The 25462-nt window shown below is 28.7% G+C and carries 20 protein-coding genes; 13 read left to right on the plus strand and 7 right to left on the minus strand.

Going from position 1 to position 25462, the window contains the following annotated elements:
• Nucleotides 1-16: 16 nt before the first annotated feature.
• The 13 genes from aroB (at nucleotide 17) to ACD570_RS04540 (ending at nucleotide 18720) form a co-directional block, all read left to right on the plus strand.
• On the plus strand, nucleotides 17-1072 hold the full coding sequence (gene aroB, locus ACD570_RS04480) for a 3-dehydroquinate synthase (protein ID WP_337196515.1): 1056 nt from the start codon (nucleotides 17-19) through the stop codon (nucleotides 1070-1072).
• The gene (locus ACD570_RS04485) at nucleotides 1069-2619 is read left to right on the plus strand and encodes a mechanosensitive ion channel domain-containing protein (RefSeq protein WP_417904161.1); all 1551 of its coding nucleotides are present in this window, start codon (nucleotides 1069-1071) and stop codon (nucleotides 2617-2619) included. Before aroB ends, ACD570_RS04485 begins: the two co-directional genes overlap by 4 nt.
• 3 nt (nucleotides 2620-2622) lie before the next feature.
• On the plus strand, nucleotides 2623-3876 hold the full coding sequence (gene mtaB, locus ACD570_RS04490; protein WP_417904162.1) for a tRNA (N(6)-L-threonylcarbamoyladenosine(37)-C(2))-methylthiotransferase MtaB: 1254 nt from the start codon (nucleotides 2623-2625) through the stop codon (nucleotides 3874-3876).
• A gap of 3 nt (nucleotides 3877-3879) precedes the next feature.
• Nucleotides 3880-5484, plus strand: a complete 1605-nt coding sequence (locus ACD570_RS04495; RefSeq protein WP_200283490.1) for an AAA family ATPase — start codon at nucleotides 3880-3882, stop codon at nucleotides 5482-5484.
• Between the two features lie 223 nt (nucleotides 5485-5707).
• Nucleotides 5708-6502, plus strand: a complete 795-nt coding sequence (locus ACD570_RS04500; protein ID WP_337209880.1) for an HrcA family transcriptional regulator — start codon at nucleotides 5708-5710, stop codon at nucleotides 6500-6502.
• Nucleotides 6499-7026: a nucleotide exchange factor GrpE gene (gene grpE, locus ACD570_RS04505; protein WP_200283495.1), complete on the plus strand. Its 528-nt coding sequence runs from the start codon at nucleotides 6499-6501 to the stop codon at nucleotides 7024-7026. The genes ACD570_RS04500 and grpE overlap by 4 nt, the downstream gene beginning before the upstream one ends.
• A gap of 22 nt (nucleotides 7027-7048) precedes the next feature.
• Nucleotides 7049-8917, plus strand: a complete 1869-nt coding sequence (gene dnaK / locus ACD570_RS04510; RefSeq protein WP_200283514.1) for a molecular chaperone DnaK — start codon at nucleotides 7049-7051, stop codon at nucleotides 8915-8917.
• Between the two features lie 117 nt (nucleotides 8918-9034).
• Entirely contained in the window at nucleotides 9035-10951 is a 1917-nt protein-coding gene (locus ACD570_RS04515; RefSeq protein WP_417904163.1) for an N-6 DNA methylase, read from the plus strand.
• Nucleotides 10948-12219, plus strand: coding sequence for a restriction endonuclease subunit S (locus ACD570_RS04520; protein WP_337210839.1), 1272 nt, complete (start codon nucleotides 10948-10950; stop codon nucleotides 12217-12219). Before ACD570_RS04515 ends, ACD570_RS04520 begins: the two co-directional genes overlap by 4 nt.
• 2 nt (nucleotides 12220-12221) lie before the next feature.
• Complete coding sequence (locus tag ACD570_RS04525; protein ID WP_417904164.1) at nucleotides 12222-14426, plus strand: AAA family ATPase; 2205 nt, start codon at nucleotides 12222-12224, stop codon at nucleotides 14424-14426.
• Entirely contained in the window at nucleotides 14423-17356 is a 2934-nt protein-coding gene (locus tag ACD570_RS04530) for a type I restriction endonuclease subunit R (RefSeq protein ID WP_417904165.1), read from the plus strand. Before ACD570_RS04525 ends, ACD570_RS04530 begins: the two co-directional genes overlap by 4 nt.
• The gene (locus ACD570_RS04535) at nucleotides 17346-18356 is read left to right on the plus strand and encodes an MBL fold metallo-hydrolase (RefSeq protein WP_374269430.1); all 1011 of its coding nucleotides are present in this window, start codon (nucleotides 17346-17348) and stop codon (nucleotides 18354-18356) included. The genes ACD570_RS04530 and ACD570_RS04535 overlap by 11 nt, the downstream gene beginning before the upstream one ends.
• A gap of 10 nt (nucleotides 18357-18366) precedes the next feature.
• The gene (locus ACD570_RS04540) at nucleotides 18367-18720 is read left to right on the plus strand and encodes a cupin domain-containing protein (RefSeq protein WP_200281705.1); all 354 of its coding nucleotides are present in this window, start codon (nucleotides 18367-18369) and stop codon (nucleotides 18718-18720) included.
• Between the two features lie 34 nt (nucleotides 18721-18754).
• Here ACD570_RS04540 and ACD570_RS04545 read toward each other — a convergent pair whose 3' ends face one another.
• The 7 genes from ACD570_RS04545 to flgA form a co-directional block, all read right to left on the minus strand.
• Nucleotides 18755-19924 (minus strand): pyridoxal phosphate-dependent aminotransferase, encoded by a 1170-nt coding sequence (locus ACD570_RS04545; protein ID WP_200281703.1) that lies wholly within the window; start codon nucleotides 19922-19924, stop codon nucleotides 18755-18757.
• A gap of 133 nt (nucleotides 19925-20057) precedes the next feature.
• Complete coding sequence (speA, locus tag ACD570_RS04550) at nucleotides 20058-21902, minus strand: biosynthetic arginine decarboxylase (protein ID WP_200281699.1); 1845 nt, start codon at nucleotides 21900-21902, stop codon at nucleotides 20058-20060.
• Complete coding sequence (gene hisS / locus ACD570_RS04555) at nucleotides 21899-23125, minus strand: histidine--tRNA ligase (protein WP_200281696.1); 1227 nt, start codon at nucleotides 23123-23125, stop codon at nucleotides 21899-21901. The genes speA and hisS overlap by 4 nt, the downstream gene beginning before the upstream one ends.
• Entirely contained in the window at nucleotides 23118-23699 is a 582-nt protein-coding gene (tmk, locus tag ACD570_RS04560) for a dTMP kinase (RefSeq protein ID WP_200281693.1), read from the minus strand. The genes hisS and tmk overlap by 8 nt, the downstream gene beginning before the upstream one ends.
• Nucleotides 23690-24166 carry a pantetheine-phosphate adenylyltransferase gene (gene coaD / locus ACD570_RS04565; RefSeq protein WP_337199700.1) on the minus strand — a complete coding sequence of 159 codons (477 nt, stop codon included), beginning with the start codon at nucleotides 24164-24166 and terminating at the stop codon, nucleotides 23690-23692. The genes tmk and coaD overlap by 10 nt, the downstream gene beginning before the upstream one ends.
• Before the next feature lie 73 nt (nucleotides 24167-24239).
• On the minus strand, nucleotides 24240-24797 hold the full coding sequence (locus ACD570_RS04570) for a UbiX family flavin prenyltransferase (RefSeq protein ID WP_337204750.1): 558 nt from the start codon (nucleotides 24795-24797) through the stop codon (nucleotides 24240-24242).
• Nucleotides 24794-25456: a flagellar basal body P-ring formation chaperone FlgA gene (gene flgA / locus ACD570_RS04575; protein ID WP_200281682.1), complete on the minus strand. Its 663-nt coding sequence runs from the start codon at nucleotides 25454-25456 to the stop codon at nucleotides 24794-24796. Before flgA ends, ACD570_RS04570 begins: the two co-directional genes overlap by 4 nt.
• Nucleotides 25457-25462: the final 6 nt, after the last annotated feature.

Below are 25462 nucleotides of genomic sequence, written 5' to 3' on the forward strand. Positions count from 1 at the left end.
ACAAAAAAGTGAAAAAATGCAAATAAAAGTTAATTTAAAAGAAAATGCGTATAAAGTTTATATTGATGAGTTAGAAAATTTAGAATTTGATACTAAAGTTTTTATACTTTCAAATCCTAAAATTTCAGGACTTCATCTAAAAAAATTGTTAAATAAAATTAAAGCTAAAGAAATTTTTATTGCTACAATAAAAGATGGAGAAGAGTATAAAAATTTAAATACTGTAGAAGAAATTTTAAATCAAATGTTTAATTCTAAGCTCGATAGAAAAAGCATTCTAATAAGTTTTGGTGGCGGAGTAATTAGTGATATAGGAGGATTTGTATCAAGTATTTATAAAAGAGGTATTGATTTTATTAATATCCCAACGACGCTTTTAGCTTGTATTGATGCTGCTGTTGGTGGAAAAACTGGAATCAATAATTCTTTTGGAAAAAATCTTATAGGAACTTTTTATCAGCCAAAAGCTGTGTATTGTGAGAGTGAATTTTTAAAAACTTTAGGCGAAAAAGAATTATCTGCTGGTATAGCAGAATTTATTAAGATGGCAGTTATATTTGATAAAAATTTACTCGATTTTATAGAAAGTATAGATGAAAAATCTTTTTTAAATGCAAGATGTGAAAATGAAATTTTTTCTAAAATCATTGCTAAAAGCATAGAACTTAAAGCTAAAGTGGTAGAACAAGATGAAAAAGAAAATCATCTTAGGATGCTTTTAAATTATGGTCATACCTTTGCCCATGTGATAGAAAATTTAACTCAATATAGTGTATATTTACATGGTGAAGCTGTTGCTATGGGTATGAATATGGCAAATCGTTTAGCTTTAAATTTAGAACTTTTAAGCGAAAAAGAATGCCATAGAATCGAAAGAATTTTAAAAAAATTTAATCTACCGACACATTATAAAATCGATAATATCAATGCTTTTTATGAAGCTTTTTTTATGGATAAAAAAAATTCCAATCAAAAATTAAATTTCATTCTTCCTCACTCTTTAGGCAAGGGTTTGATTAAAGATAATATTGATTTAAAAATTATCATTAAAACTTTAAAAGAATTTTCATGAAAAAAATTATTATTTTGGCTTTATTTTTTATCACAGCCTTTGCGGATGCTAATCGCACTATTTCTAAGAGCATCCAAGAAAAAATTGATACTTTAAATACGATTATTAATGCAAGTATTTGGAATATAAGATATGAAAATTTTATGAAATATCAAAATATTAACGATGAAATTCTTGTCTTAAATTTGGATCTTAAAAAAACTACAGATATTCTTACACAAGAAGAGATAAAACGCAAAATCAATAATCTAAAAGAACAGCTTAATTTGTTAAAAGAATATAAAGATTTAAATTTTGCTCAAATTCTTAGTGCTCCAAATCATGTTGAAATTTTACCAAAGCTTACCAATCCTTTAGCTATAATTGGAGCTTTTTCTCATATTAAAAAAATAAGAGGAGAAAAAGAAGAATATCTATCTAAGTTCAATGAATTTAAAAATTTAGTTGATAGGATTAAAGAAAAGAATTTAGAACTTAAAGAATTGGTTGATTTTGATCCAAATCCTAAAAATATACAAGCTTTAAAACAATCTGATCAAAAATTAAAAGAATTTAAACAAATTTTAAATTTTATCAGTACTTCTTATTCTGTATATGAAAAAAAAATTGATGAAGAAATTTCAAGAGTTAGTTCTGAAATTAAACTTCAAACATTAAAAGCATTTAATATTCTTATTTTTATTGTTTTTGTTATTGCTGTTTCGTTTTTGCTTAAATATATTGCTAAAAAATACATCAAAGATAATGAAAGATATTATACAGCAACCAAAATTATTAATTTTATTAATATCAATATTATTTTGCTTATTGTACTTTTTGCTTACATAGAAAATATAAGCTATCTCGTAACGATATTAGGTTTTGCTTCTGCAGGTTTGGCAATTGCTATGAAAGATATGTTTATGTCTATGCTTGGATGGTGTGTAATCGTTTTTGGAGGTAGTTTTAGAGTAGGAGATCGTATTAAAGTTTTTCAAAATGATACTACTTATGTGGGTGATATCATAGATATTTCTTTTTTAAGAATCACTCTTTATGAAGAACTTACATTAGAAACTTACATGAAAAATCGTCGCAGTGGTCGTATTATCTTTATACCAAATAATTACGTTTTTACAAATTTATTGGCTAATTATACTCATCATGGCATGAAAACTATTCTTGATGGTATTGATATTAATATCAGTTTTGATAGCAATATTGAAAAAGCACAAGAAATAGTGGAAAAAATCGTAACTCATCACTCAAAAAAATACACAGAACTTGCAAGAAAAAACATGCATCGTTTGCAAGATGAATATAGTATTAAAAATCCTAAGGTAGATCCTAGGTTTTTTGTATTTTTTGAACATTGGGGGATGAGAATTTCTGCTTGGTATATGACGAGTTCTTATGCAGCCTTAGTGCTTAGAAGTACAATTAGTAAAGAAATTATTAAAGAATTTAAAAAACATAGAGATATAAAAATCGCTTATCCAGCACAAAATTTGTATTTAGATAAAATGGATTTAAATCATAAAATTAAAAATTTTCCCATAAAGGAATAAAGATTGAAAGAAAAAGTTTTTTTTAAAACCTTTGGCTGTAGAACAAATATTTATGATACAGAGCTTTTGAAACGCTATGTGAAAGATTTTGAAATTACCAATAATGAAAAAGAAGCACAAATTGTAGTTGTAAATTCCTGTACGGTTACAAATGGAGCTGATAGCGGAATAAAATCATATATTAATACCATGAAAAAACAGGGGATTAAAGTTATACTTACAGGATGCGGGGCTGTAAGTAAAGGAAAAGAGCTTTTAGAACAAAAGCAAATTTTTGGCGTACTAGGAGCGTCAAATAAAGATAAAATCAATAAATTTTTAAGTGCAAAAACAAGTTTTTATGAGCTCGGAAATTTAAATTTTATAGATAAAGATATAGTTTGTGAGTATGAAAATCACACTAAAGCTTTTGTTAAAATTCAAGAAGGATGTGATTTTGCATGTTCATATTGTATTATTCCTAGTGTAAGAGGTAAATCAAGAAGCGTAGAAGAAAAAGATCTTTTAAAACAAGTAGAAATTCTTGCACAAAATGGTTATTCTGAGATTGTTTTAACAGGGACTAATATAGGATCTTATGGTATAAAAAATGGTACAACCTTGGGAAAACTTTTACAAAAAATAGGAAAAATTTCAGGTATAAAGCGTATAAGACTTGGTAGCTTAGAGCCTGCACAAATTGATGAAAGTTTTTTAGAAATTTTAAATGAAGCTTGGATTGAAAAACATTTGCATATTGCTTTACAACATACCAGTGAAAAAATGCTACGTATTATGAGAAGGCGTTCGCATACTGATAATGATTTAAAACTTTTTGACCATATAGCAAGTAAGGGTTTTGCTTTAGGGACTGATTTTATCGTAGGACATCCTGGGGAAAGCGAATATATATGGAGTGAAGCTTTAAATCATTTTAAAAATTTTCCACTCACTCATATACACGCTTTTATTTTTAGTCCTAGAAATAATACTCACTCAGCTACCATGAAAGAAGATCTTGTGAGTGGGGATGTGGCCAAAGAAAGATTAAATCTTTTAAAAGATATTGTAGAAAAAAATAATTATGAATTTAGAAAGAAAAATAAAGCTCCACTTGAAATTTTAGTTGAAACTCAAAAAGATGGTCTTTTTGAGGGCTATGACCAATTTTTTAATAAAATAAAAATAAAAAGCGATCGTGATATAGCTAAAGAATGGTTATTAATAGACCGATATGAAATACAAGAAAAATATAATTTTTCAAATTTACAAGGCTAAGAAATGAAAAATAAAAAAATCATACTAATATCTTTTTTGATTTTATGTGTTCTTTTTGGAATTTTATATATTAAAAATGAACCAAAATATATTGATGAAAGTCTTTATCAAAGTCTTTTAAGTCAAAATTTAATCCAAAAAGCCATTATAAATAGTGAAGAAGTTTTGTTAAAAACCAAAGAAGGAAATTATGCAGTTATTAAAGATGGAATAGATCTAAAAACCCTTTTAACTAAAGTTCCAGTTGAGATAAAAAAAGATAATACTTTATGGATAATAAGTATTTTTATTATTTTAATTATTTTATTTTTTCTAATCTTTTCTTTTTTGAAAAAAAAAGAAATTGCCAAATATCCAATTTCTACAAATAAAGCATCCAATTTAAGTCAAAATACTCAATTAGAGAGTTCTAATATCAAGCCCGTAATTTCAAATATAACCTTTAAAGATGTTGCAGGCGTTGATGAAGTAAAAATGGAATTAAGCGAATTGGTAGATTTTTTGCAAAATTCTAAAAAATATAAAGAATTTGGCGTAAAAATGCCTAAAGGAGTTTTGATGGTTGGACCACCAGGAGTAGGAAAAACTCTCATAGCTAAAGCTGTTGCAGGAGAAGCTGGGGTTCCGTTTTTTTATCAAAGTGGCTCTAGTTTTGTAGAAATTTATGTCGGGATGGGTGCTAAAAGAGTTAGAGAGCTTTTTTCTAAAGCTAAGATGATGGCGCCAAGTATTATTTTTATTGATGAAATTGATGCAGTAGGAAAAGCAAGAGGCGAAATGTCAAATGTTGAAAGGGATAGCACTTTAAATCAGCTTTTAACTCAAATGGATGGTTTTGAAGACAATAATGGCGTTATCGTTATAGCAGCTACAAATAAAATAGAGCTTATGGATCCAGCTTTATTGCGTTCAGGACGTTTTGATAGAAGAATTTTTTTATCCTTGCCTGATTTTAGAGATAGACTTAGAATTTTAAAAATTTATATGAAAGATAAAAATAACAATGTTGATTTAAATAAAATTGCTAAAGCAAGCGTTGGTTTTAGCGGAGCAGGGCTTGAAACTTTAGTTAATGAAGCGGCAATTAATGCCTTACGAAGAAATAGCACTTTGGTTGAAGAAAATGATTTTTATGCTGTGCTTAATAAAGTGCTTATAGGTAAAAAGAAAATTTTAACTTTTAATGACGAAGAAAAGAAAATTCAAGCTACTTATCAAGCTGCTAAAGCTTTAAGTGCGTATTATTTTGATATAGGATTTGAAAAATTTACTCTTATTGAAGATCGCTTTAAAGAATATGAAAAAAATATTAGATCAAAATCTGAACTTATTAATCGTATCAAAGTTTATCTAGCTGGTTCTAGAGCTATGAATTTAATCTACAATGAAAGCTACACAAACTCACAAAATGACTTTTTAAAAATCAAAGAATTACTAGAATATATGGTTAATTTTGATATGATAGAACAGGCTAATTTGGATGAATATAAAAAAGAAGTGGATGAATTCTTAAGTCCTATGAAAGAAAAAATTTTAAAACTATCAGAACTTTTACTTGATCAAGAAAAAATAGAATACAAAGATATCAAACTTTTTATGCAAATTTAATCCTCATAAATTTATAACACATTGAATTTTTTATATTTTCAATGTGTCTTTATATAAGTTAATAAAATATATTGTATAATATTAACTCATAAAACTTTAGTTATATAGACTAAATTAAATTAAGTAAATTTTTTTATATATATACTTGACAAAATAACACTCAAAGTTGTATAATAACCTTAGCAATTAAAAAAGAGAGTGCTAATTTTAAAGGAAGGAAGTTATGAAAAATCACGATAAAAAAGATTTAATTTTAGATTCTATTATCGAAACTTATTTATTAGATAATGTTCCTATAGGTTCTAGCGAACTTAATTTAAATTTATGCATTCCAGCATCAACTATACGCGTTTATTTGAAAAGATTGAGTGATGAAGGATTGATCACTCAACTTCATATAAGTAGCGGTAGAATTCCAACTGTTTTAACAATGCAAAATTATTGGCAAAATTATTGGAAAGAAAAACAAAATGAAAATCTTATTAAGATTACTAATGAGGTTTTTTTAAAAGAATTAAGCAAAGAATTTGAAATTTATTGCTTGGTCTATGGAGGTAGAAATTTAACCTTAAAAGAAATTTTTAATCTCAATGCTAAATTTATAATTTTGGATTTTGAAGATGAGGAGCTTGTATTAAAATACACCAAAGAAGCTTGGGAATTTTTAAAAACCTTAATCGGTTTTGATCTTTTTAGCATAGAAAATATAGCTTTAAGAGTTTCTTTTATGGAGCTTGTAGATAAAATAACTTGTTTAAGACAAAATTTGATTTATTATAGAAGCAATGAGGAAAGAGCTTATCAAATTTATCAAAACGATGAATTTGTTAAGCTCTTAGATTGCGGTGTGCATCATTATTTCAAAGATAGCTTAGAATTTGAACCTTTGTTTAAAGAAGGATTTATGGGGCTTAAAGTAGATGGGCAATTTTTGGGCGAAGATGTAAATATTATCTTAGCAGGTAGTGTTTATACTGATTATAAAAAAATATTAAAACAAATAAAGGAGGCAGCGTGAGCGAACAAAAGCAAGAAGTCGAAAATGAAAATTCACAAGAATGCGAAAATTTGCAAGAAGAAAATACATGCAATGAAGAAAATGAACAAGATAAATTGCAAAAAGAATTCGATGAATTAAAAGATAGATATATGCGTGCAAACGCTGAATTTGAAAATATCAAAAAAAGAATGGAAAAAGAAAAAGTTACCGCAATGCTTTATGCTAATGAAGGCTTTGCGAAAGATTTGCTTGATGTTTTAGATGCTTTAGAGGCGGCTTTAAATGTTGAAGCAAAAGATGAAATCAGTTTAAAAATCAAAGAAGGAGTGCAAAATACTTTAGATTTGTTTGTTAAAAAACTTGAAAAAAATGGTATTAAAACCATAGAAGAATTAAAAGACTTTGATCCAAATTTACACGAAGCAATGTTTCATGTAGATAGTGCGGATCATGAAAGCGGAAGTATCGTGCAAGTTTTACAAAAAGGATATAAAATTAACGATCGCGTGATACGTCCGACAAAAGTAAGTGTAGCAAAATAAATTATAATCGAAAGGATAAAAAATGAGTAAAGTTATAGGTATAGATTTAGGAACAACTAATTCTTGTGTTTCTGTTTATGAACGCGGAGAAAATAAAGTAATTCCAAATAAAGAAGGTAAAAACACAACTCCTTCAGTAGTGGCTTTTACTGACAAGGGTGAAATTTTAGTTGGAGATAGTGCAAAGCGTCAAGCTGTAACCAATCCTGAAAAAACTATATATTCTATTAAAAGAATTATGGGTTTGATGATCAACGAAGAAGCAGCTAAAGAAGCTAAAAGCAGACTTCCTTATCACATCACTGAAAGAAATGGAGCTTGTGCAATTGAAATTGCAGGAAAAATTTATACTCCACAAGAAATTTCAGCAAAGGTTTTGATGAAGTTAAAAGAAGATGCTGAAGCTTTCTTGGGCGAAACTGTAGTGGATGCAGTTATCACTGTTCCTGCTTATTTTAATGATGCGCAAAGAAAGGCAACCAAAGAAGCTGGAACCATCGCAGGGCTTAACGTTTTAAGGATTATCAATGAACCAACAGCCGCAGCTTTAGCATATGGACTTGATAAAAAAGATAGCGAAAAAATCGTTGTTTATGATTTGGGTGGTGGTACATTTGATGTTACCGTACTTGAAACAGGCGATAATGTAGTCGAAGTTTTATCAACTGGTGGTAATGCTTTCTTAGGTGGAGATGATTTTGATAATAAATTAATCGATTTTCTTGCAAGTGAATTTAAAAATGAAACAGGAATCGATCTGAAAAATGATGTAATGGCTTTACAACGTTTAAAAGAAGCAGCTGAAAATGCTAAAAAAGAACTTAGCTCAGCTAATGAAACTAACATTAACTTGCCATTTATTACAGCCGATGCAAGTGGTCCAAAACACTTAACAAAAACTATCACTAGAGCCAAATTTGAAAGCATGATAGAAAGTTTAGTAGCTGAAACTATTGCTAAAATTAATGAAGTAGTTGATGATGCGGGACTTAAAAAAGATGAAATTAAAGAAATCGTTATGGTAGGGGGATCTACTCGCGTTCCTTTAGTCCAAGAAGAAGTTAAAAAAGCTTTTGGAAAAGATCTTAACAAATCTGTAAACCCTGATGAAGTTGTGGCTATTGGTGCAGCTATCCAAGGTGCAGTTATAAAAGGTGATGTTAAAGACGTGCTTTTACTTGATGTAACTCCACTTTCTTTAGGTATTGAAACTTTAGGTGGTGTGATGACTAAGATCATAGAAAAAGGCACAACCATCCCAACCAAAAAAGAGCAAGTTTTCTCAACTGCAGAAGATAATCAAAGTGCCGTAACTATCAATGTTTTACAAGGTGAAAGAGAATTCAGCCGTGACAATAAATCTTTAGGAAATTTCAATCTTGAAGGAATTCCGCCAGCACCACGCGGTATGCCACAAATTGAAGTAACTTTTGATATCGATGCAAATGGTATTTTAACCGTTTCTGCTAAAGATAAAGCAACAGGTAAAGCACAAGAGATTAAAATCACAGGTTCAAGCGGTCTAAGTGAAGAAGAAATCGAAAAAATGGTAAAAGATGCAGAACTTCACAAAGAAGAAGATAAAAAACGTAAAGAAGCTGTAGATGCAAGAAATGCAGCAGATAGCTTAGCGCATCAAGTTGAAAAATCTTTAAATGAGCTTGGAGAAAAAGTTCCAGAAGATGAAAAAGCAAATATACAAAAAGCTTTAGATGATCTAAGAGAGACTTTAAAAAATGAAAATTCAAGCAAAGAAGAAATCGAAAGCAAAATGAAAGCTTTAAGCGAAGTTTCTCACAAATTAGCTGAAAATATGTATAAAAAAGATGATGCACAAGCTAACGATAAAAAGAAAAAAGACGATGATGTTATCGATGCTGAAGTAGAATAATCTTCTTTATATCTTCACGCCAAGCTATTTTTTAGCTTGGCCTTTAAAATTCAAATATTTTTTAAATGACTTTTAGCAAAATTTTCCTATAATTCTTTTTATTTTTAAGGGAATTTTATGGATACAGCTCGTTTTCAACCAATCATAAATTTCATATGGGGAGTAGCAGACGATCTGCTTCGCGATGTTTATGTTAAGGGAAAATATCGCGATATTATCTTGCCTATGACTGTTTTAAGAAGAGTGGATGTGATTTTAGAGCCTACAAAAGATAAGATTTTAGATCTTTACGAGCAATTTAAAGATAAAATAGATAGTTTTGATTTTTTAGGTATGAGCACAGGCAATGGCTTAGGCTTTTATAATTATTCTAAATTTACCTTGCAAACTCTTTTAAATGATCCTAAAAATATAAGAGTAAATTTTGAAAATTACCTTGATGGCTTTAGTGAAAATATCAAAGATATCATTTCCAAATTTGAATTTAAAAATCAGCTAGATAGATTAGAAAATGCCAATATTCTTTTTGGTGTTATAGAAAGATTTTGCTCGCCTAAGATAAATTTATCCATAGCACCTATACTAGATAGCAAAGGCAATGTTATACAAGAAGGCTTAAGTAACCTTGGTATGGGATATGTTTTTGAAGAACTCATTCGTAAATTTAACGAAGAAAACAACGAAGAAGCAGGGGAGCACTTTACCCCAAGAGAAATTATAGATCTTATGACACATCTTGTATTTTTACCCGTAAAAGAACAAATCAACAAACCAGATAAGATTTTTCTCATCTATGACAATGCCTGCGGAAGTGGTGGGATGCTAACCGAATCAAAAGAATTCATCACAGATCCTCAAGGCCTCATACAATCTAAAGCAAAAATTTATCTCTATGGACAAGAGATCAACCCAGAAACTTACGCCATATGTAAAGCCGATATGCTGATAAAAGGCGAAGATCCTAACAATATCAAATACGGCTCAACCTTAAGCGATGATCAGCACAAAGAGACAAAATTTGATTTTATGCTGACCAATCCACCTTATGGAAAATCTTGGGAAAACGATCAAAAAATTCTAAGGGTTGAAAAGAAAGGCTCAAATTCAACTTGCGATGATCCTAGATTTAGCGTAGGTATCACAAGTAAAAGTGATGGACAAATGATGTTTTTGCTAAATATGCTTAGCAAAATGAAATTTGATACTTCTATGGGTTCACGTATCGCTAGTGTGCATAATGGTAGCTCGCTTTTTAATTCTGATAGCGGTATGGTGGCCATTAGAAAACATATCATTGAAAATGATTATCTAGAGGCTATAATCGCACTACCTACAAATATGTTTTACAATACAGGAATTCCGACTTTTATTTGGATCCTTGCCAATAAAAAACCAAAACACAAAAGAGGTAAAATTCAGCTTATCAACGCAACAAGCCAAAAGTATTATTCTAAGATGAAAAAATCTTTGGGTTCAAAACAAAATGAGATGACAAAAGAACACTTAGAAAAAATCACTAAATTATTTTTGGAAAACATCAGCAATGAAGACAGCAAAATTTTAGATAATATCGAATTTGGTTATACTAAAATCACTATAGAAAAGCCAAAAAGTATCGAAAATTTAGAGCTTGATGAAAGATTTGCAAAACTTAAAGATAAAGACAAAATTTTAGAAAAATTAAAAGAATTGGAAAAAAATCCTAAAGAATTTGAAAGTAAAGAAGAATTTATAAAATTTCTAGGCGTAAAACTCAAAAAAAGTGAAGAAAATTGTCTTATAGATAACGATAAAACCAACAATACAGAAAAAATTCCACTCAAGCAAGATATACGCGAGTATTATGAAAATGAAGTAAAACCTTATGTAAAAAATTCTTGGATCGCTTGGGAAAGTGCAAGCGTAGGGTATGAAATACTTTTTAACAAATATTTTTACACCTACACACCGCCAAGAAGTTTGGACGAGATAGACAATGAACTAAGAGCCTTAGAAAAAGAAGTTCAGGAACTTTTAGGCGAGATCATGCAATGAAAAATTTAAAAAATAGCGGCATAGAATGGCTTGGCGAAATTCCAGAACATTGGGAGATAGTGCCAACTCGTTATTGTTTTGATGAATACAATACCAGATGTAATCAGAATGAATATCCTTTATTGTCGGTAACCATATCAAATGGAGTTATATATCAAAATGACATAGTAAACAAAAAAGATATTTCTAATGATGATAAGTCCAATTATAAGATAGTTCCTGTAGGTGCTATTACTTATAATAAAATGAGAATGTGGCAAGGGGCTGTTGGTGTAAATATGCTTGAAAAAGGAATAGTAAGTCCCGCTTATTGTGTCGCTGTCTCAAATGAACTTATAATAGCTAAATTTAGTTTTTATTTATTTAGATCAAAAAGAATGATTTATAATTTTGGAAAAAATTCCTATGGACTTTGTTTAGATATGAATAATTTGAGATATGAAGATTTTCAAAATATCAAAATTCCACTTCCACCATTAAAAGAGCAAGAGCAAATCGCAAATTTCTTGGATGAAAAATGCGAAAAAATCCAAAATTTTATAGAGAAAAAAGAAAAACTCCTCTCGCTTTTGCAAGAACAAAAACAAGCCTTGATAAATGAAACCATCACCAAAGGGCTTGATAAAAATGTAAAATTAAAAAATAGCGGCATAGAATGGCTTGGCGAAATTCCAGAACATTGGGAAGTGGTAAAAATTAACAAAATGGTAAATTTTATAAATGGATATGCTTTTGAAAATTTTGATTTTGATTCAACTTTTGAAATTCCTGTTATTCGTATCGGAGATATACAAAAAGAAAAAGTTGTATATGATAATTGTTTAAAAACAAAAGAAAAAGAAAATTTGAAGCAATTTTTAATTAAGGATAATGATATTTTAATTGCTTTAAGTGGAGCAACCACAGGAAAAATCGCATTTTGCAATACTTGTGACAAAGCTTATATCAATCAAAGGGTTGCTATTATTAGGGGAAATTTAAGACTTGTAAAATATTATTTTTTAACTAGAGGATTTTCATTGCTTATTGACCTTGCTTGCAATGGATCAGCACAACCAAATATTTCAACTAAAGAAATAGGAGAATTTAAAATTCCTATCCCACCATTAAAAGAGCAAGAGCAAATCGCAAATTTCTTAGATGAAAAATGCGAAAAAATCGATTCTCTTATAACAAAAATCAAAAAGCAAATCGAACTCATAAAAGAATACAAAACCACACTCATAAACGAAGCCGTCTGCGGCAGAATGGATTTAAATAAAGGGTAAAGATGATCACCAAAATTTCAATGAAAAATGTAGCGAGTTATAAAGATGAAACAACACTAGAAACAAATAAACGTATTAATTTGATTTATGGTTTAAATGGAACAGGAAAAACACAAATTTCTAAATTTTTAGCAAATCAAAAAGATGAAAAATTTAAAGATTGTAAGGTAGAAGGCTTAAATAATAAAAAAATTTTAGTCTATAATCAAGATTTTATTAATGAAAATTTTTATAATACAGACAAACAACAAGGAATTTTTACATTATCTAAAGAAAATACAAGTGTAAAACAAGAAATTGAAAATTTACAAAAAGAATTAGAAGGATTGCGGTCTAAACTTGAAGAAAATGAAAAAAAATTAAAAGATAGAAAAGATAAAATAGAAGAAATAAAGGAAGATTTTAAAAATAGTATTTGGGAGATTAAGGAAAAATATCGCGATAGTTTTCGGGATTTCTTTATCGGAAAGATTCGTAAAAAAGAAGATTTTCTTGATTTTATTAATTCTAAAGCAAAGCAAATTTTATCTCTTAATAAAACAAATCAAAATATAAATTTAGAAGAATTAAAGAAACAATATAACATTCTTACTGATGTGACACAAGTTAAATTAGAAAATATCAATGAAATTTCAAATACAGAATTTCAGAATATAGAAAATAACTCGATATTTAATGAAGTTATAATAGGTAATCAAGATAGTATTATTGCAAATTTAATCAATCAACTAGGAAATGGAGATTGGGTAAAAGAAGGTTTTGATAAATATATTCCGCAAGATTCTAAAATTTGTCCATTTTGTCAAAATGAAACAATTGATCAAAATTTTAGAAGTCTTTTGGAAGGTTATTTTGATGAAACATATGAAAATAAAATAAAAGAAATTAAAGAATTAAGTAGCAAGTATGAAGATTTATTTTCAAAAATACCAAATATAGAAGATTTTTATAGAGAGAATATTTTAGATGATAAAGACTTAGAATTTAAAAAAATATACGCTGAAGTAGCTTTAAAGCTTGAGAAAAATATTGAAAAAATTCAAGAAAAGATAAAAGAACCTAGTAAAAAAATAGAATTAGAAAAAACTGATGAATATTTTCAAAATTTAAATAATTATATTAAGCAAATAGGACAAAAAATCATAGAATTTAATAGCAAGTTGGATAATTGTAAAAATGAGAAAGAGAAATTAGAAAAACAATTTTGGGAATTTGTGATTTTTGAAAAAAGAGAAATTATTGAAAAATATAATAAAGATGAGAATGATGAAGAATCAAAAATACAAGCTTTAAATAAAGACAATAAAAGCATTAAAAATGATATACAAGATAAAGAAAATATTATAAAAGATAAACAAAAAAAAGTGATTAATATCCAAGAAGCAGTTAATAAAATAAATAACCATTTAAGACACTTGGGAATTTTAAATTTTTACATTAAAGTTCAAGATGGTGAAAAGCAAGAGTATGTTATCGTAAGAGAAGGGGAAAATAAACCTAGCTTTAAAACTTTAAGTGAAGGCGAAAAAACTTTAATTTCATTTTTGTATTTTTTAGAACTCTGTCAAGGTAAAAAAGATAAAAATGAAACAAATTCAGATAAAATTATCGTGATTGATGATCCTATTTCTAGCCTTTCTTTTAATTATGTTTATAATATAGCTCAACTTATTAAAGAAATATTTTTACGCAATAAAGATGGTAGTTATAAACAAATTTTTATTTTAACACACCATTTGTATTTTTTTAAGGAATTAATAGGATTTAGAGAAGATTATAAAAAAGATATTTATACTTTTAGAATTAGAAGAAATGAGAATTACATATCTCATATCGATATAATGAAAGAAGATGAAATTTTAAATGACTATCAAGCTTATTGGCAAATTTTAAAAGATTATAAAGAAGGTAAAATTCATGCTATATTAATTCCTAATGCTATGAGAAATATTTTAGAATATTTTCTAGGTTTTATTCAAAAAGATACAATTGATATAATAAAAAAAATAGAGAATGAAGATAAAGAAAAGAAATTTGAAGCTTTTTGTCGGTATATCAATAGAGAATCCCATTCTTTTATGGGTAATATGTCAGATGTAAAAGAAATCAATATCGATATATTTTTTGAAGCATTTAAAAAAGTATTTGAATATTTGGGACATCTTGAACATTATGACATAATGATGACTAAAGGAAACCAGCAATGACTAATTACCAAGAAAAAGATTTTGAAGAATTTATAGAATCATACCTGATAAACCAAAATGGCTATATAAAAAGAAGCTCTCAAGATTATGATAAAAATTTAAGTCTTGATATAGAGCTTTTTGAAAAATTTTTACAAGCTACGCAAAATAAAGCATTAGAAGAGCTTAAAAAGCGTTTAGGCGAAGACTATAAAAAAGAAATTTATAAGCGTGTTTCTTCACAAATTCAAAATCAAGGCATGCTTAAAGCTTTGCAAACTTATGTAGAGATCAAAGGGGTAAAAATCTATCTAGCCTTTTCAAAGCCAAATACCGATGCAAATGAGCAAAGTTTGTATAATTATACACAAAATATTTTTTCGGTTGTTCGTCAGTTGTATTATAGCACTTATAATAAAAACTCACTCGATATGGTGATATTTTTAAACGGCCTACCCATCATCACCTTAGAACTTAAAAATTACCTTACCGGACAAAATGTATATGATGCTATAAATCAATACAAAGAAGATAGGGATCCAAAAGAGCCTATATTTAGTCATTCTATCATACATTTTGCTCTAGATAGTGATCTTTGTTATATGAGCACTAAGCTACAAAAAAATGCTACGAAATTTTTACCTTTCAATCGTGGATTAAATAACTCAAGCGGTAAAATAGGGCTACCAAGCGGAGCTGGTAATCCGCCAAGTGAAGGGATGAAAACGGCATATTTATGGGAAGAGATCTTTAAAAAAGATACTTTAATGGATTTGTTTTTTAATTTTGCGCAAATTTTAAAAGATAAAGATGCAATAATATTTCCTCGATATCATCAATTTGATCTTGTTAAAAAACTGCTTAAAGATCTTAAAGAAAATGGAGTAGGAAAACGCTACTTGATCCAACACAGCGCAGGAAGTGGAAAGAGTAATTCTATAGCTTGGCTTGCACACAATCTTGTAAGCTTACATAGAATGCAAAATGAGAAATTAAAAAATGTTTTTGATACTACCATAGTAGTAACTGATAGAAAGATTCTTGATAGACAAATTCAAGACACGATCAAAACTTTTGAAAACAAACAAGGCGTAGTAGAGGCGATAACACAAGGAAGCAAACAGCTTAAAAATGCTTTAGAAGAGGGTAAAAAGATCATCATCACTACTATTCAAAAATTTCCATATATCTTAGATGAAGTCAAAGAATTTAAAGACAAAAATTTTGCCATTATCATCGATGAAGCACATTCTAGCCAAGGTGGAAAAAATACAGAAAAAATGTCAGAGGTTATTAGAAGTAAAAGTGCTGAAGAAAATGAGAATTTAGAAGATGAGATTATCGAGCTTATCAAAAGTAAAAAATTTCAACCTAACGCATCATATTTTGCATTTACAGCGACACCAAAATCAACAACCTTAGAAATGTTTGGAAATGCTTGTATGGTTGATGGCATTAAACAATTTATCCCTTTTCATCTTTATCCTATGAAACAAGCTATAGAAGAGAAGTTTATACTTGATGTGCTTAAAGGATACACCACTTATAAAAGTTACTATAAAATCGTATCAAATACAAATGAAAATCCAAAATACGATAAAAAACGAGCCAATGCAAAATTAAAAGCCTATGTGCAAGGCAATATCGAAGCCATAGAAGAAAAGTCAAAAATCATGATCGAGCATTTCTTTCAAAATAGCTTTAAAAAGATCGCAGCAAAAGCAAAAGCTATGGTTGTTACCAGCTCAAGAGAAAATGCTGTGAAGTATTATTTGACTTTTAAAAGGTATTTAAGCCAATATTATCCTAAATTTAAAGCCATAGTAGCTTTTTCTGGGGATTTAAATTTTGGAGGTGAAACTTATAGCGAAAGTTCTTTAAATGGTTTTTCAGAATCTATCTTAAAAGAAGAATTTAAAAAAGATGAGTATCGTTTTTTAATCGTTGCACAAAAGTATCAAACCGGATTTGATGAACCGCTTTTGCATACAATGTATGTTGATAAAGCCTTAAGTGGAATCAGTGCCGTTCAAACCTTATCAAGGCTTAATAGAATTTGCCAAAATAAATTTGATACTTTCGTTTTAGATTTTGTCAATACTCATGAAGATATAGAAAAATCTTTTAGTGTTTTTTATGAACAAACTTATTTATTTAAAGATATAGATAGTGAGGATAAAATTTATGATCTTAAAGTAGAGCTCAATAGCTATGAAATTTATACTCAGATAGAAATTGACGATTTTGCTAGTGCTATTTTAAGAAAAGAAAGAGAAAATATCATCCATGCTAAATTAGATCAAATGATAATGCGTTTTAATGCAAAAGATGAAGAAGTAAAAATAGATTTTTACAATAAAGCAAAAAAATACATCAATGCATATTCTTTTCTTGCGCAAATTTTGCCTTATGAAGATAGTGAATTAGAAAAACTTAATATCTTACTTAAAAAACTTATTTCTAAGATCATCTTACCAAAAGCACAAGCTATGGGTGAAATTTTAGATAATATAAGCTTAGAAGCTTATCGCATAGAGCTTGAAGCAACCAAAGATATCATTTTAAAAGGCAATGGAGAACTAAAGCCTAACATGCTTAATACTTCCAATAAACCTCAAAGTCAATTAGAAGAACTTCTTAATATTATAAAAGAATTCAATACCAAGCAAGGCGGTATAAATTTTGAAGAAGAAAATGAAAGAGCAGAAATTCTTTATAATATTAAAAATAAAATTGTAAAAAATGAAGAAGATCGCAATTCTTTAAAATCCGCAGATATCCAAAATGCTCATATTAGATTTAAAGAAATTTTTAATGAACAATTTCAAAAGGTCTTGTTTTTAAATTCGGTTTTTTTCAATGAATTTAACAATAATTCCAATTTTAAAGATAAGATTATAAATAAAATGTTTAATATGATCCGCGAAGAAATCAAAGAACATGTATTATAAATTTGATCTTTGCGATGGAAAGAAAAGGCTAAAAGCTAAAAGAGTGCAAGGCAAATACGAAATATTTCTAAATGAAAATAACAAAAGTCATGCGGGATTTAAGGTTTCTTTTAAAGAAATTTTGAAGTATTATTTTCTTTACCCTAAAAATGCCATTGCTCCTTTTAAACTTCCTTTTTATAAACCCAATTTAAGCGATTTTAATTCACCTCATATTACTTGGTTAGGGCATTCTTCGATTTTTGTAAGTTATAAAGAGTATAAAATTTTAATTGATCCTATTTTTAACACTCACGCTTCACCTTTTTCTTTTATAAACCGTGCTTTTAAAAATGCTCCTGTTTATAGTGCGGATGATTTTAGTGAAATTTTTGCAGTGATTATAACGCATTCTCATTTTGATCATTTGGATGCAAAAAGCATAAAGTCCTTAAAAGATAAAGCGAAATTTTTTATCACACCTTTAAAAGTAGGAAATTATCTTAAAAGCTATGGAGTGAGTGAAAAAAAGATCATAGAGCTTGATTGGTGGGAAGGCATTGCATTTAATGATTTAAATATCATCGCAACACCTTCACAACATAGCTCTAGTCGTGGAGATGGTAAAAATAAAACCCTTTGGGCTTCTTTTGTGATGGAATTTAAAAGCGTAAGTAAAAAAGTATTTTTTAGTGGCGATGGTGGATATTTTACACATTTTAAAAGAATTGGAGAATATTTTAAAGAATTTGATCTTGTTTGTCTTGAAAGCGGACAATTTAATAAAGCTTGGCCTTTTTCGCATTCTTTTCCAGATCAAATTTTACAAGAAGCAAAAGATCTAAATGCAAAAGCTTTAATGCCTATACATTGGGGAAGATTTTTAGCAGGAACTCATGCTTGGAATGAGGTTGTAGAATTTCTTTATAAAAATCTTGATATAGCTTTTATAACACCAAAAATGGGAGAAAGTTATAAAATAGGTGATGAGTTTAAGCAGGATTTTTGGTGGAGACAATAAAGGAGAATTTATGAAAATAACTCAATGGAATAAGGCAAATTTTAGTCCAAAAGAGGTTAAAATAAATGTTTTAATCGATGATGAAAGAGGCAAAGAAATACAAATCTTACTTGCTAAAGATAGTATCATGAGAGAGCATAAAGCTCCATTTGACATTCATGTTCAAGTTTTAAGCGGTAAAATTTGGTTTGAAGTGCAAAATCAAAGAATAGAGCTAAATACTTTAGATATGATAAGCTTAAAAGCTGATATTTCACATTCTTTAGGTGGATTGGAAGATTCTATAGTAAGACTTAGTTTAAGCAAGTCAGATAATATCCAAAGAATAAATACTATCCTTAAAAAACCTAAAGTTCAAATTTAACAAAAATTTATTTTGTTAAATTTGCAATATTTATTTAATGATAATTTTTTACGAATTTCGCAATTCTTTCTAAACCTTTTTTAATCAAATCTTCACTTGTAGCATAAGAAATTCTAAAATATCCATCCATGCCAAAACCAACCCCTGGAACAACAGCTACTTTTTCTTCCTCGAGTAGTTTTTTGCAAAATTTCATAGAATCTTTTTCAATTTTTTGTATATTGATAAAAAGATAAAACGCACCTTCAGGTTTGTAAAAACTAATATTTGGAATTTTTTCTAAGATATCTAAAGCTATATTACGACGCTTTTCAAAAGCTTGACGCATAGTTTCTATATCTTGATCGCATTCTCCATTAAGTGCAGGAATGGCGGCGTATTGTGTGATGGAACAGATATTAGAAGTACTTTGCCCTTGCAATCTTTTAACAGCTGAATTTAAGGCCTTATTTTTGCTAGCCATATAACCAAATCTCCAACCAGGCATAGCACCGCATTTACTAAGCCCATTAATCGTTACTGTACGTTTTAAAGTATCTTCATTTAAGCTTGCAAATGCTATAAATTCGGTATTATCATAACGAAGTTTTTCATACATTTCATCGCTTAAAACTACTATATTTGTATTTTTTAAAACTTCAGCAATCTCTAAAAGCTCTTTTTTACTATAAATTGAACCTATGGGATTTGATGGAGAATTGAGTAATAAAACCTTTGTTTTTGGAGTGATAGCCTTTTGAAGTTGCTCAGCAGTAATTTTAAAGCCGTTTTTTTCCAAACCTTCTATAAATACAGGCTTTCCCTCTGCAAATTTAACCATTTCAGGATAGCTAACCCAATAAGGGGCAGGGATGATAACTTCATCATCTTTTTCAACTAAACATTCTATGCACTGAAAAAGAGAATGTTTAGCGCCAACATTGACTATAATTTCGCTAGTTTCATAATCTAGCTTATTATCTCTTTTTAATTTAGTTTGAACAGCTTTTAAAACTTCGCTAATTCCAGGAACTGCAGTATATTTACCACAGCCTTTTTCAATAGCAGCAATGGCAGCATTTTTTATAGCTCTAGGGGTGTCAAAATCAGGCTCCCCAGCTGAAAAACTGATAATATCTTCTCCTTTAGCTTTTAACTCATTTGCAAGAGAGGCGATAGCTAGAGTGATTGATTCTTCTAAAACTTGAGATCTTTTAGTTAGCATGCTTTTCCTTTTTTTAATTTTTATTTTATTCTACCTAAAAAATACATGGTTTAAGACAAGAAGATAAAAAAATAAATAAAAAAAATAAAAAGCGTGAAAAATGGTAATAAATTAAAAAAAGAAAATTAAATTTTTAATTTTCTTTTCCATCGATACTTTTTAAATAGCCATTATCATTTAAAAACAAATAAAGCTCCCCTAGGATATGTTTTTTTTGTTTTTCGCTGACTAATTTTGAATTACTAATTCTTTCATTGAGTATATCCATAATTTCATGGATATCATAATCAAGATCTTCAAGCGTATCGAGTATGGATTGGGCTTCTATAATCCCTTTAATTTCATAGCCTTTTTCATCAATGCTAATAATCGCTTCAGTAGGATGGGTAAAAAGATTGTGTTTCATTCCAAGCACTTCTTGATAAGCTCCTACAAGAAAAAAGCCTAGGAAATAATTTTCTTTTTCTACATCAATATCATGTAAAAACAAAGGCTTATCTTTAGAATATGAAATTTCTCCATCACTATCACAAGTAATATCCCAAATACTTGCACTTCTTGTTGGTTCTTTATCTAAATGATCAAGAGGCATGATAGGAAAATTTTGCTCTAATCCCCAAAAATCAGGCAAACTTTGAAAAAGCGAAAAATTAACTAAATATCTTTCTTGTACTTCATCTTGTATGGCAAGTAAATCGGTAGGATTTTGCTTATCTCCTAAAAGTAAAATAGCCTTTTTAATGATCAAATGTGTTAAAATTTCAGCATTGGATCTATCTTGCAAATCCACATACCCTAAGTCAAAAAGTGTTAAAATGCTCTCTAAATGATCGATACTATCGTGCAAATATTCCAAAGCACTTGAAGGTTTTATGCTTTTAAAAAGATCATATAATTCATCAATAAGCTTTGGATTTTTTTCTTTAAGTAAAAGTTTATCTTCGGAATACTCTTGAGAGAAAAGTTCTAAAACAGGAGCGATTAAAACAGCGTGATTTGCTGCGATAAAACGACCACTTTCTATAAATATATCAGGTTCTAAATCGCTTTTTTGTTCTGCAATATTTTTAAGGATAAATACTACATCATTTGCGTATTCTCTAAGCGTATAGTTTCTGCTATTTTCATTTTTAAATTGAGAATACTCTACAGCTAAACCGCCTCCAAGATTGATTGACTTTAAGTTTTTAGCTCCCATTTTTCTAAGTTCAGTATAGATATTTCCAACTTCATTTAAAGCTTTTTTTAAAGGATGAATTTCGGTAATTTGAGAACCTAAGTGAAAATGTATCATAGTAAATTGATCTAATAATTTATTTTTCTTAAGTAAATTAACAGCTTCTATAAGCTCGGTAGAAGTAAGTCCAAATTTAGAATTTATACCCCCGCTTTTTGCCCATATCCCAACACCAGCAGAATGCAAACGCACTCTTAAGCCTATATTTGGTTTAGGTTTAAAGCGTTCTTTGGCTATATCAATAATCGCTTCAAGCTCATTAAGCCCCTCTATAGTTAAGGTGATATTATGTCCCATTTCTGCTGCAATAAAACCTATATTGATAAGTTCTCTATCTTTAAATCCATTTACAGTTATTGGGGCATCTTCATTGTTAAAAGCCATAGCCAAGAGAAGTTCGGCTTTACTACCAGCTTCTAGACCATAATTGTATTTTTTACCAAGTTTGACAAGATTTTTAACAAAACCAGGATATTGATTGACTTTTAGAGGATAAACAGCATTAAATTTGCCCTTGTAATTAAATTCTTTACGAGCCTTATTAAAACTTCCATAAATATTTTCAATTTGTTTTTGAATTAAATGTGGAAATCTTAAAAGCAAAGGTCCTTTATAGCCATCATTTCTTAAATCTTTTACGATATCAATAATAGCGGGTTTTTTTTCATGATTGATACAAACTTTACCATTTTTAATAATAAAATTTTCATTTCCCCAAATATGAATCCCATAATCCATCATAAAAACTGCTCCAAATCTGAAATTTTAATAGTTTTTTCATCTTTATTTTCTAAATTTTTATAAAACAAGCTTTCATTTTTAAATTCATTTTCTCCCATACAAAGAAAATTTTTAGCCCCAGCTTTATCGGCATTTTCTAAATGTTTTGCAAGTTTTTTTGCCTCATAGCTTAAAAGAACTTTATATTTTTTTCTAAGCCTAGTTGCTATTTTAAAAATTTTTGAAATATAAACTTCATCCAAGGAACAAAGATAAATTCCTTCTCTTTGTAGTTTTTCATCCTTTTGCTCCAATATAGCCATAATTCTTTCTACGCCCATGGCAAAACCTATACCAAAACCGCTTTTTCCTCCTAGGTATTCTATGAGCCTATCATATCTTCCACCGCCAGCTATAGCTGATTGTGCGCCAATTTCATCGCTGATAAATTCAAAAGCTGTTTTAGAATAATAATCCAAGCCTCTAACAAGTTTAGAATCTAATGTAAAATCGATTTCATTTTCTTTTAAAATATTTTGCAAGAGAGTAAAATCATCTAAGCAACATTGGCATAAATTTTGTTCCAAAAGTGGAGCTTGACTAAGTAAATTTTGACATTGTGGATTTTTACAATCTAAAACGCGTATAGGGTTTAAAGTCTTGCGTCTTTTGCAATCTTCGCAAAATCCCTCTTGATTATCAAGATAATTAATAAGTTTTTCTCTATAAGGCGGCAAACATTTTGAACAGCCTAAGGAATTAATAATAAGTTTAAATTTAATATCAAGGCGTGAAAAAATTTCAGCCAACATTAAAATAATACTTGCATCTTCATAAACACTACTTATACCAAAGCTTTCTACGCCAAATTGATGGAATTCTCTCAAACGTCCTTTTTGAGGTCTTTCATATCGAAACATAGATCCATGATAAAACCAACGCTTAATACTTACATTTTTATCAAATTTTTTCTCAATATATGCACGAACAGCCCCAGCAGTTCCTTCAGGACGCATGCAAACTTCATTACCTCCCTTATCAACAAATTCATACATTTCTTTGCCTACTATATCAGAGCTTTCACCCACACTTCTTTTAAAAAGAATACTTTGTTCTAAATGAGGTGTATTGATAAATTCAAAGCCATAATTATGTGCAACATCTTCACAAACTTCAATAATTTTTTTATAATATTTAGCGCTTTGATCAGTTAAATCCTTCATTCCTTTAAGGGCATTAATCATTTAAAAATTCCTTTATTTTGATATGTAATTCTTCTATTGTTTGATTTGCATTAAGTTTTAAAATTTCTATTTGAATTTTGTTTTGCAAAAATAATAAAATATTTTCCAATTTATTTTGAACATTTAAAAAATATTCTATTCCGCGTTGTTCTATAATATCAAGATTTTTTTCTCCAAGACGTTGCTTGATCAAATTTGCATCTGCTTTTAAAAATATAATTTTTTGTGGAAAAAAATGATCAAGCGCAAAAGAATTAAGAGAAAAAAGCAATTCATCATCAAAATCAACTGCATATGCCATACCCGATATAAAACTTCTATCGCTGATAATAAGTTTATTTTTGTTTGGATATATAATTTCTTCATAATGTTGCGCACGATCAGCTAAAAAAAGTAAAATTTCAGCTCTTTTTTTAAGATTTAAATTTTGATGAAGCAAAATATCTCTTAAAGATTTTCCTAAGTTTGTTCCACCAGGTTCTAAAGTAAAAATAGCTTCTTTATAGATTTTTTTTAATAATGAAATTTGCGTACTTTTACCAACACAATCAATTCCTTCAAATGCTACATACAAGTTTTATCCTTTAAAAATGGTAAAATTTCTTTTGGAACCAAAGAACTTACATCGCCTCCGTGTGTAACTATAGAACGAACTATAGAGCTAGAAATAAAAGCATGTTTTAAGCTTGGCATTAAATAAATAGTTTCTATTTCATCCCAAAGGGCATGATTTGCATATCCAATTTGTAATTCATATTCAAAATCACTCACAGCCCTAAGCCCACGTATGACGGTATTTATTTTAAATTCTTTAGCTAAATCTACTAACAAATTATCAAAAGTGATGATTTTTACATTTGAAATACCTTTTGTAGCAAGCTCTACTAATTTTTTACGTTTTTCTAAATTATAATAAGGTTTTTTATGATCGCTTTTTGCAATAGCTATAATGATTTTATCAAATATCTTAAGAGCACGTCTTACTACATCTAAATGGCCATTGGTAATAGGATCAAAAGTTCCAGGATATAAACAGGTCATTACAACTCCAAAAATTCAAAATATAATGAAAATAGCCTTAAAAAACAGTAAAAATATTTTTAATATTTTTAGATTATTCCCATCTTTGATATAAAGTATGAGAAATTTCGAGCAAATCAAGCCATTTTCCAATAATAAAATTTTCCATTTCTTTTAAATTTTTAGCCTTTGAATAGCTTGCGATAATCGGAGGAGCTATAATAACACCCATTTGACTTAATTTTGCCATATGTTCTAGATTGATGGTGGAAAAAGGCATTTCCCTTACACCTAAAATGATTTTTTTTCTTTCTTTAAGAGCTACGGCAACACAGCGGGTTAAAAGTGTATCTGCTAAACCTGCATTAATTTTAGCTAGAGTAGAAATAGAGCAGGGCGCAATAATCGTTTTATCTATACCAAAAGAACCGCTAGCAACACCAGCGCTTAAATCAGAATCCAATAAAAAATGTGTATTTTTAAATTTTTCATCACATATTTTTTTTAAATCTTCTTTGGTTTCAGCATAAAAACTTAATTTTGCTCCTTGGCTAATTATGCAGTAAAGCTCACATTTTTTCTCTAAATTTTCTAATAAGCTTAATCCTAATGAAACGCTACTTGATCCTGAAATTCCTAGCAAAATTTTCATTGTATAATCATCCTATTTTTTCCTACGACTATACCTTGCATTACTTTACCTTCTTTATTTTTTGCACGAATTCTATCTCCTATATTAGCGCTTTGTAAGGCTGTTAGTTCTATTGAAACATCTATATTTCCATCTCTTAATATTCCTATTATAGGATCATTTCTGCGGATTAATGCGAGAGTTTTAAACATATTTTCTTTTAAAATAGTATTTTTATTGATATTATTTTTAGCAATAAGATTATTTGTATCTTCAATATCTAAGGCATTTGGAGGTACTTTATCAAAGTCAAGTGAAACACTTCTATAATCAAGTGGGCTTAGTTTTTGACCTCTTTTAATAGCTCTTTCACTTTTTAAAACTTGCAAATTACCTTGGACAAAATAGCGGAAAAATAAATTTTTTTGCATATTTTGAGGGGTATTAAATTCCGCTCTTAAAAAGCCTTGAGATTGTTCAAAGCGTCCATTAGCTATCCTTAAAAATTGATATTGGTTAAAATCTTTAGGCAAAGAAGTGCTTCTTAAATCAATTTGAGTGATGATGATTTTTGGAAAATTATTAGTAATTTCTTTAGCAAGAGCGAGTTTGATTTCTTCTAAATTCGCTCCCTTGCTTAAACTTATAAAAATTATAAATATAAAAAACAGATTTTTCATTATAAT

Source organism: Campylobacter sp. LH-2024 (assembly GCF_048270605.1).
GTDB lineage: Bacteria > Campylobacterota > Campylobacteria > Campylobacterales > Campylobacteraceae > Campylobacter_D > Campylobacter_D molothri.

Bases quoted from the DNA above. Each gene is read 5' to 3' on its own strand.
- ACD570_RS04570 (WP_337204750.1), bottom strand. From the start codon at position 24,797: ATGAAAATTTTGCTAGGAATTTCAGGATCAAGTAGCGTTTCATTAGGA.
- ACD570_RS04540 (WP_200281705.1), top strand. From the start codon at position 18,367: ATGAAAATAACTCAATGGAATAAGGCAAATTTTAGTCCAAAAGAGGTT.
- ACD570_RS04520 (WP_337210839.1), top strand. From the start codon at position 10,948: ATGAAAAATTTAAAAAATAGCGGCATAGAATGGCTTGGCGAAATTCCA.
- ACD570_RS04525 (WP_417904164.1), top strand. From the start codon at position 12,222: ATGATCACCAAAATTTCAATGAAAAATGTAGCGAGTTATAAAGATGAA.
- speA (WP_200281699.1), bottom strand. From the start codon at position 21,902: ATGATGGATTATGGGATTCATATTTGGGGAAATGAAAATTTTATTATT.
- ACD570_RS04530 (WP_417904165.1), top strand. From the start codon at position 14,423: ATGACTAATTACCAAGAAAAAGATTTTGAAGAATTTATAGAATCATAC.
- ACD570_RS04515 (WP_417904163.1), top strand. From the start codon at position 9,035: ATGGATACAGCTCGTTTTCAACCAATCATAAATTTCATATGGGGAGTA.
- hisS (WP_200281696.1), bottom strand. From the start codon at position 23,125: ATGATTAATGCCCTTAAAGGAATGAAGGATTTAACTGATCAAAGCGCT.
- aroB (WP_337196515.1), top strand. From the start codon at position 17: ATGCAAATAAAAGTTAATTTAAAAGAAAATGCGTATAAAGTTTATATT.
- ACD570_RS04485 (WP_417904161.1), top strand. From the start codon at position 1,069: ATGAAAAAAATTATTATTTTGGCTTTATTTTTTATCACAGCCTTTGCG.
- ACD570_RS04500 (WP_337209880.1), top strand. From the start codon at position 5,708: ATGAAAAATCACGATAAAAAAGATTTAATTTTAGATTCTATTATCGAA.
- coaD (WP_337199700.1), bottom strand. From the start codon at position 24,166: ATGACCTGTTTATATCCTGGAACTTTTGATCCTATTACCAATGGCCAT.
- ACD570_RS04545 (WP_200281703.1), bottom strand. From the start codon at position 19,924: ATGCTAACTAAAAGATCTCAAGTTTTAGAAGAATCAATCACTCTAGCT.
- ACD570_RS04535 (WP_374269430.1), top strand. From the start codon at position 17,346: ATGTATTATAAATTTGATCTTTGCGATGGAAAGAAAAGGCTAAAAGCT.
- dnaK (WP_200283514.1), top strand. From the start codon at position 7,049: ATGAGTAAAGTTATAGGTATAGATTTAGGAACAACTAATTCTTGTGTT.
- flgA (WP_200281682.1), bottom strand. From the start codon at position 25,456: ATGAAAAATCTGTTTTTTATATTTATAATTTTTATAAGTTTAAGCAAG.
- ACD570_RS04495 (WP_200283490.1), top strand. From the start codon at position 3,880: ATGAAAAATAAAAAAATCATACTAATATCTTTTTTGATTTTATGTGTT.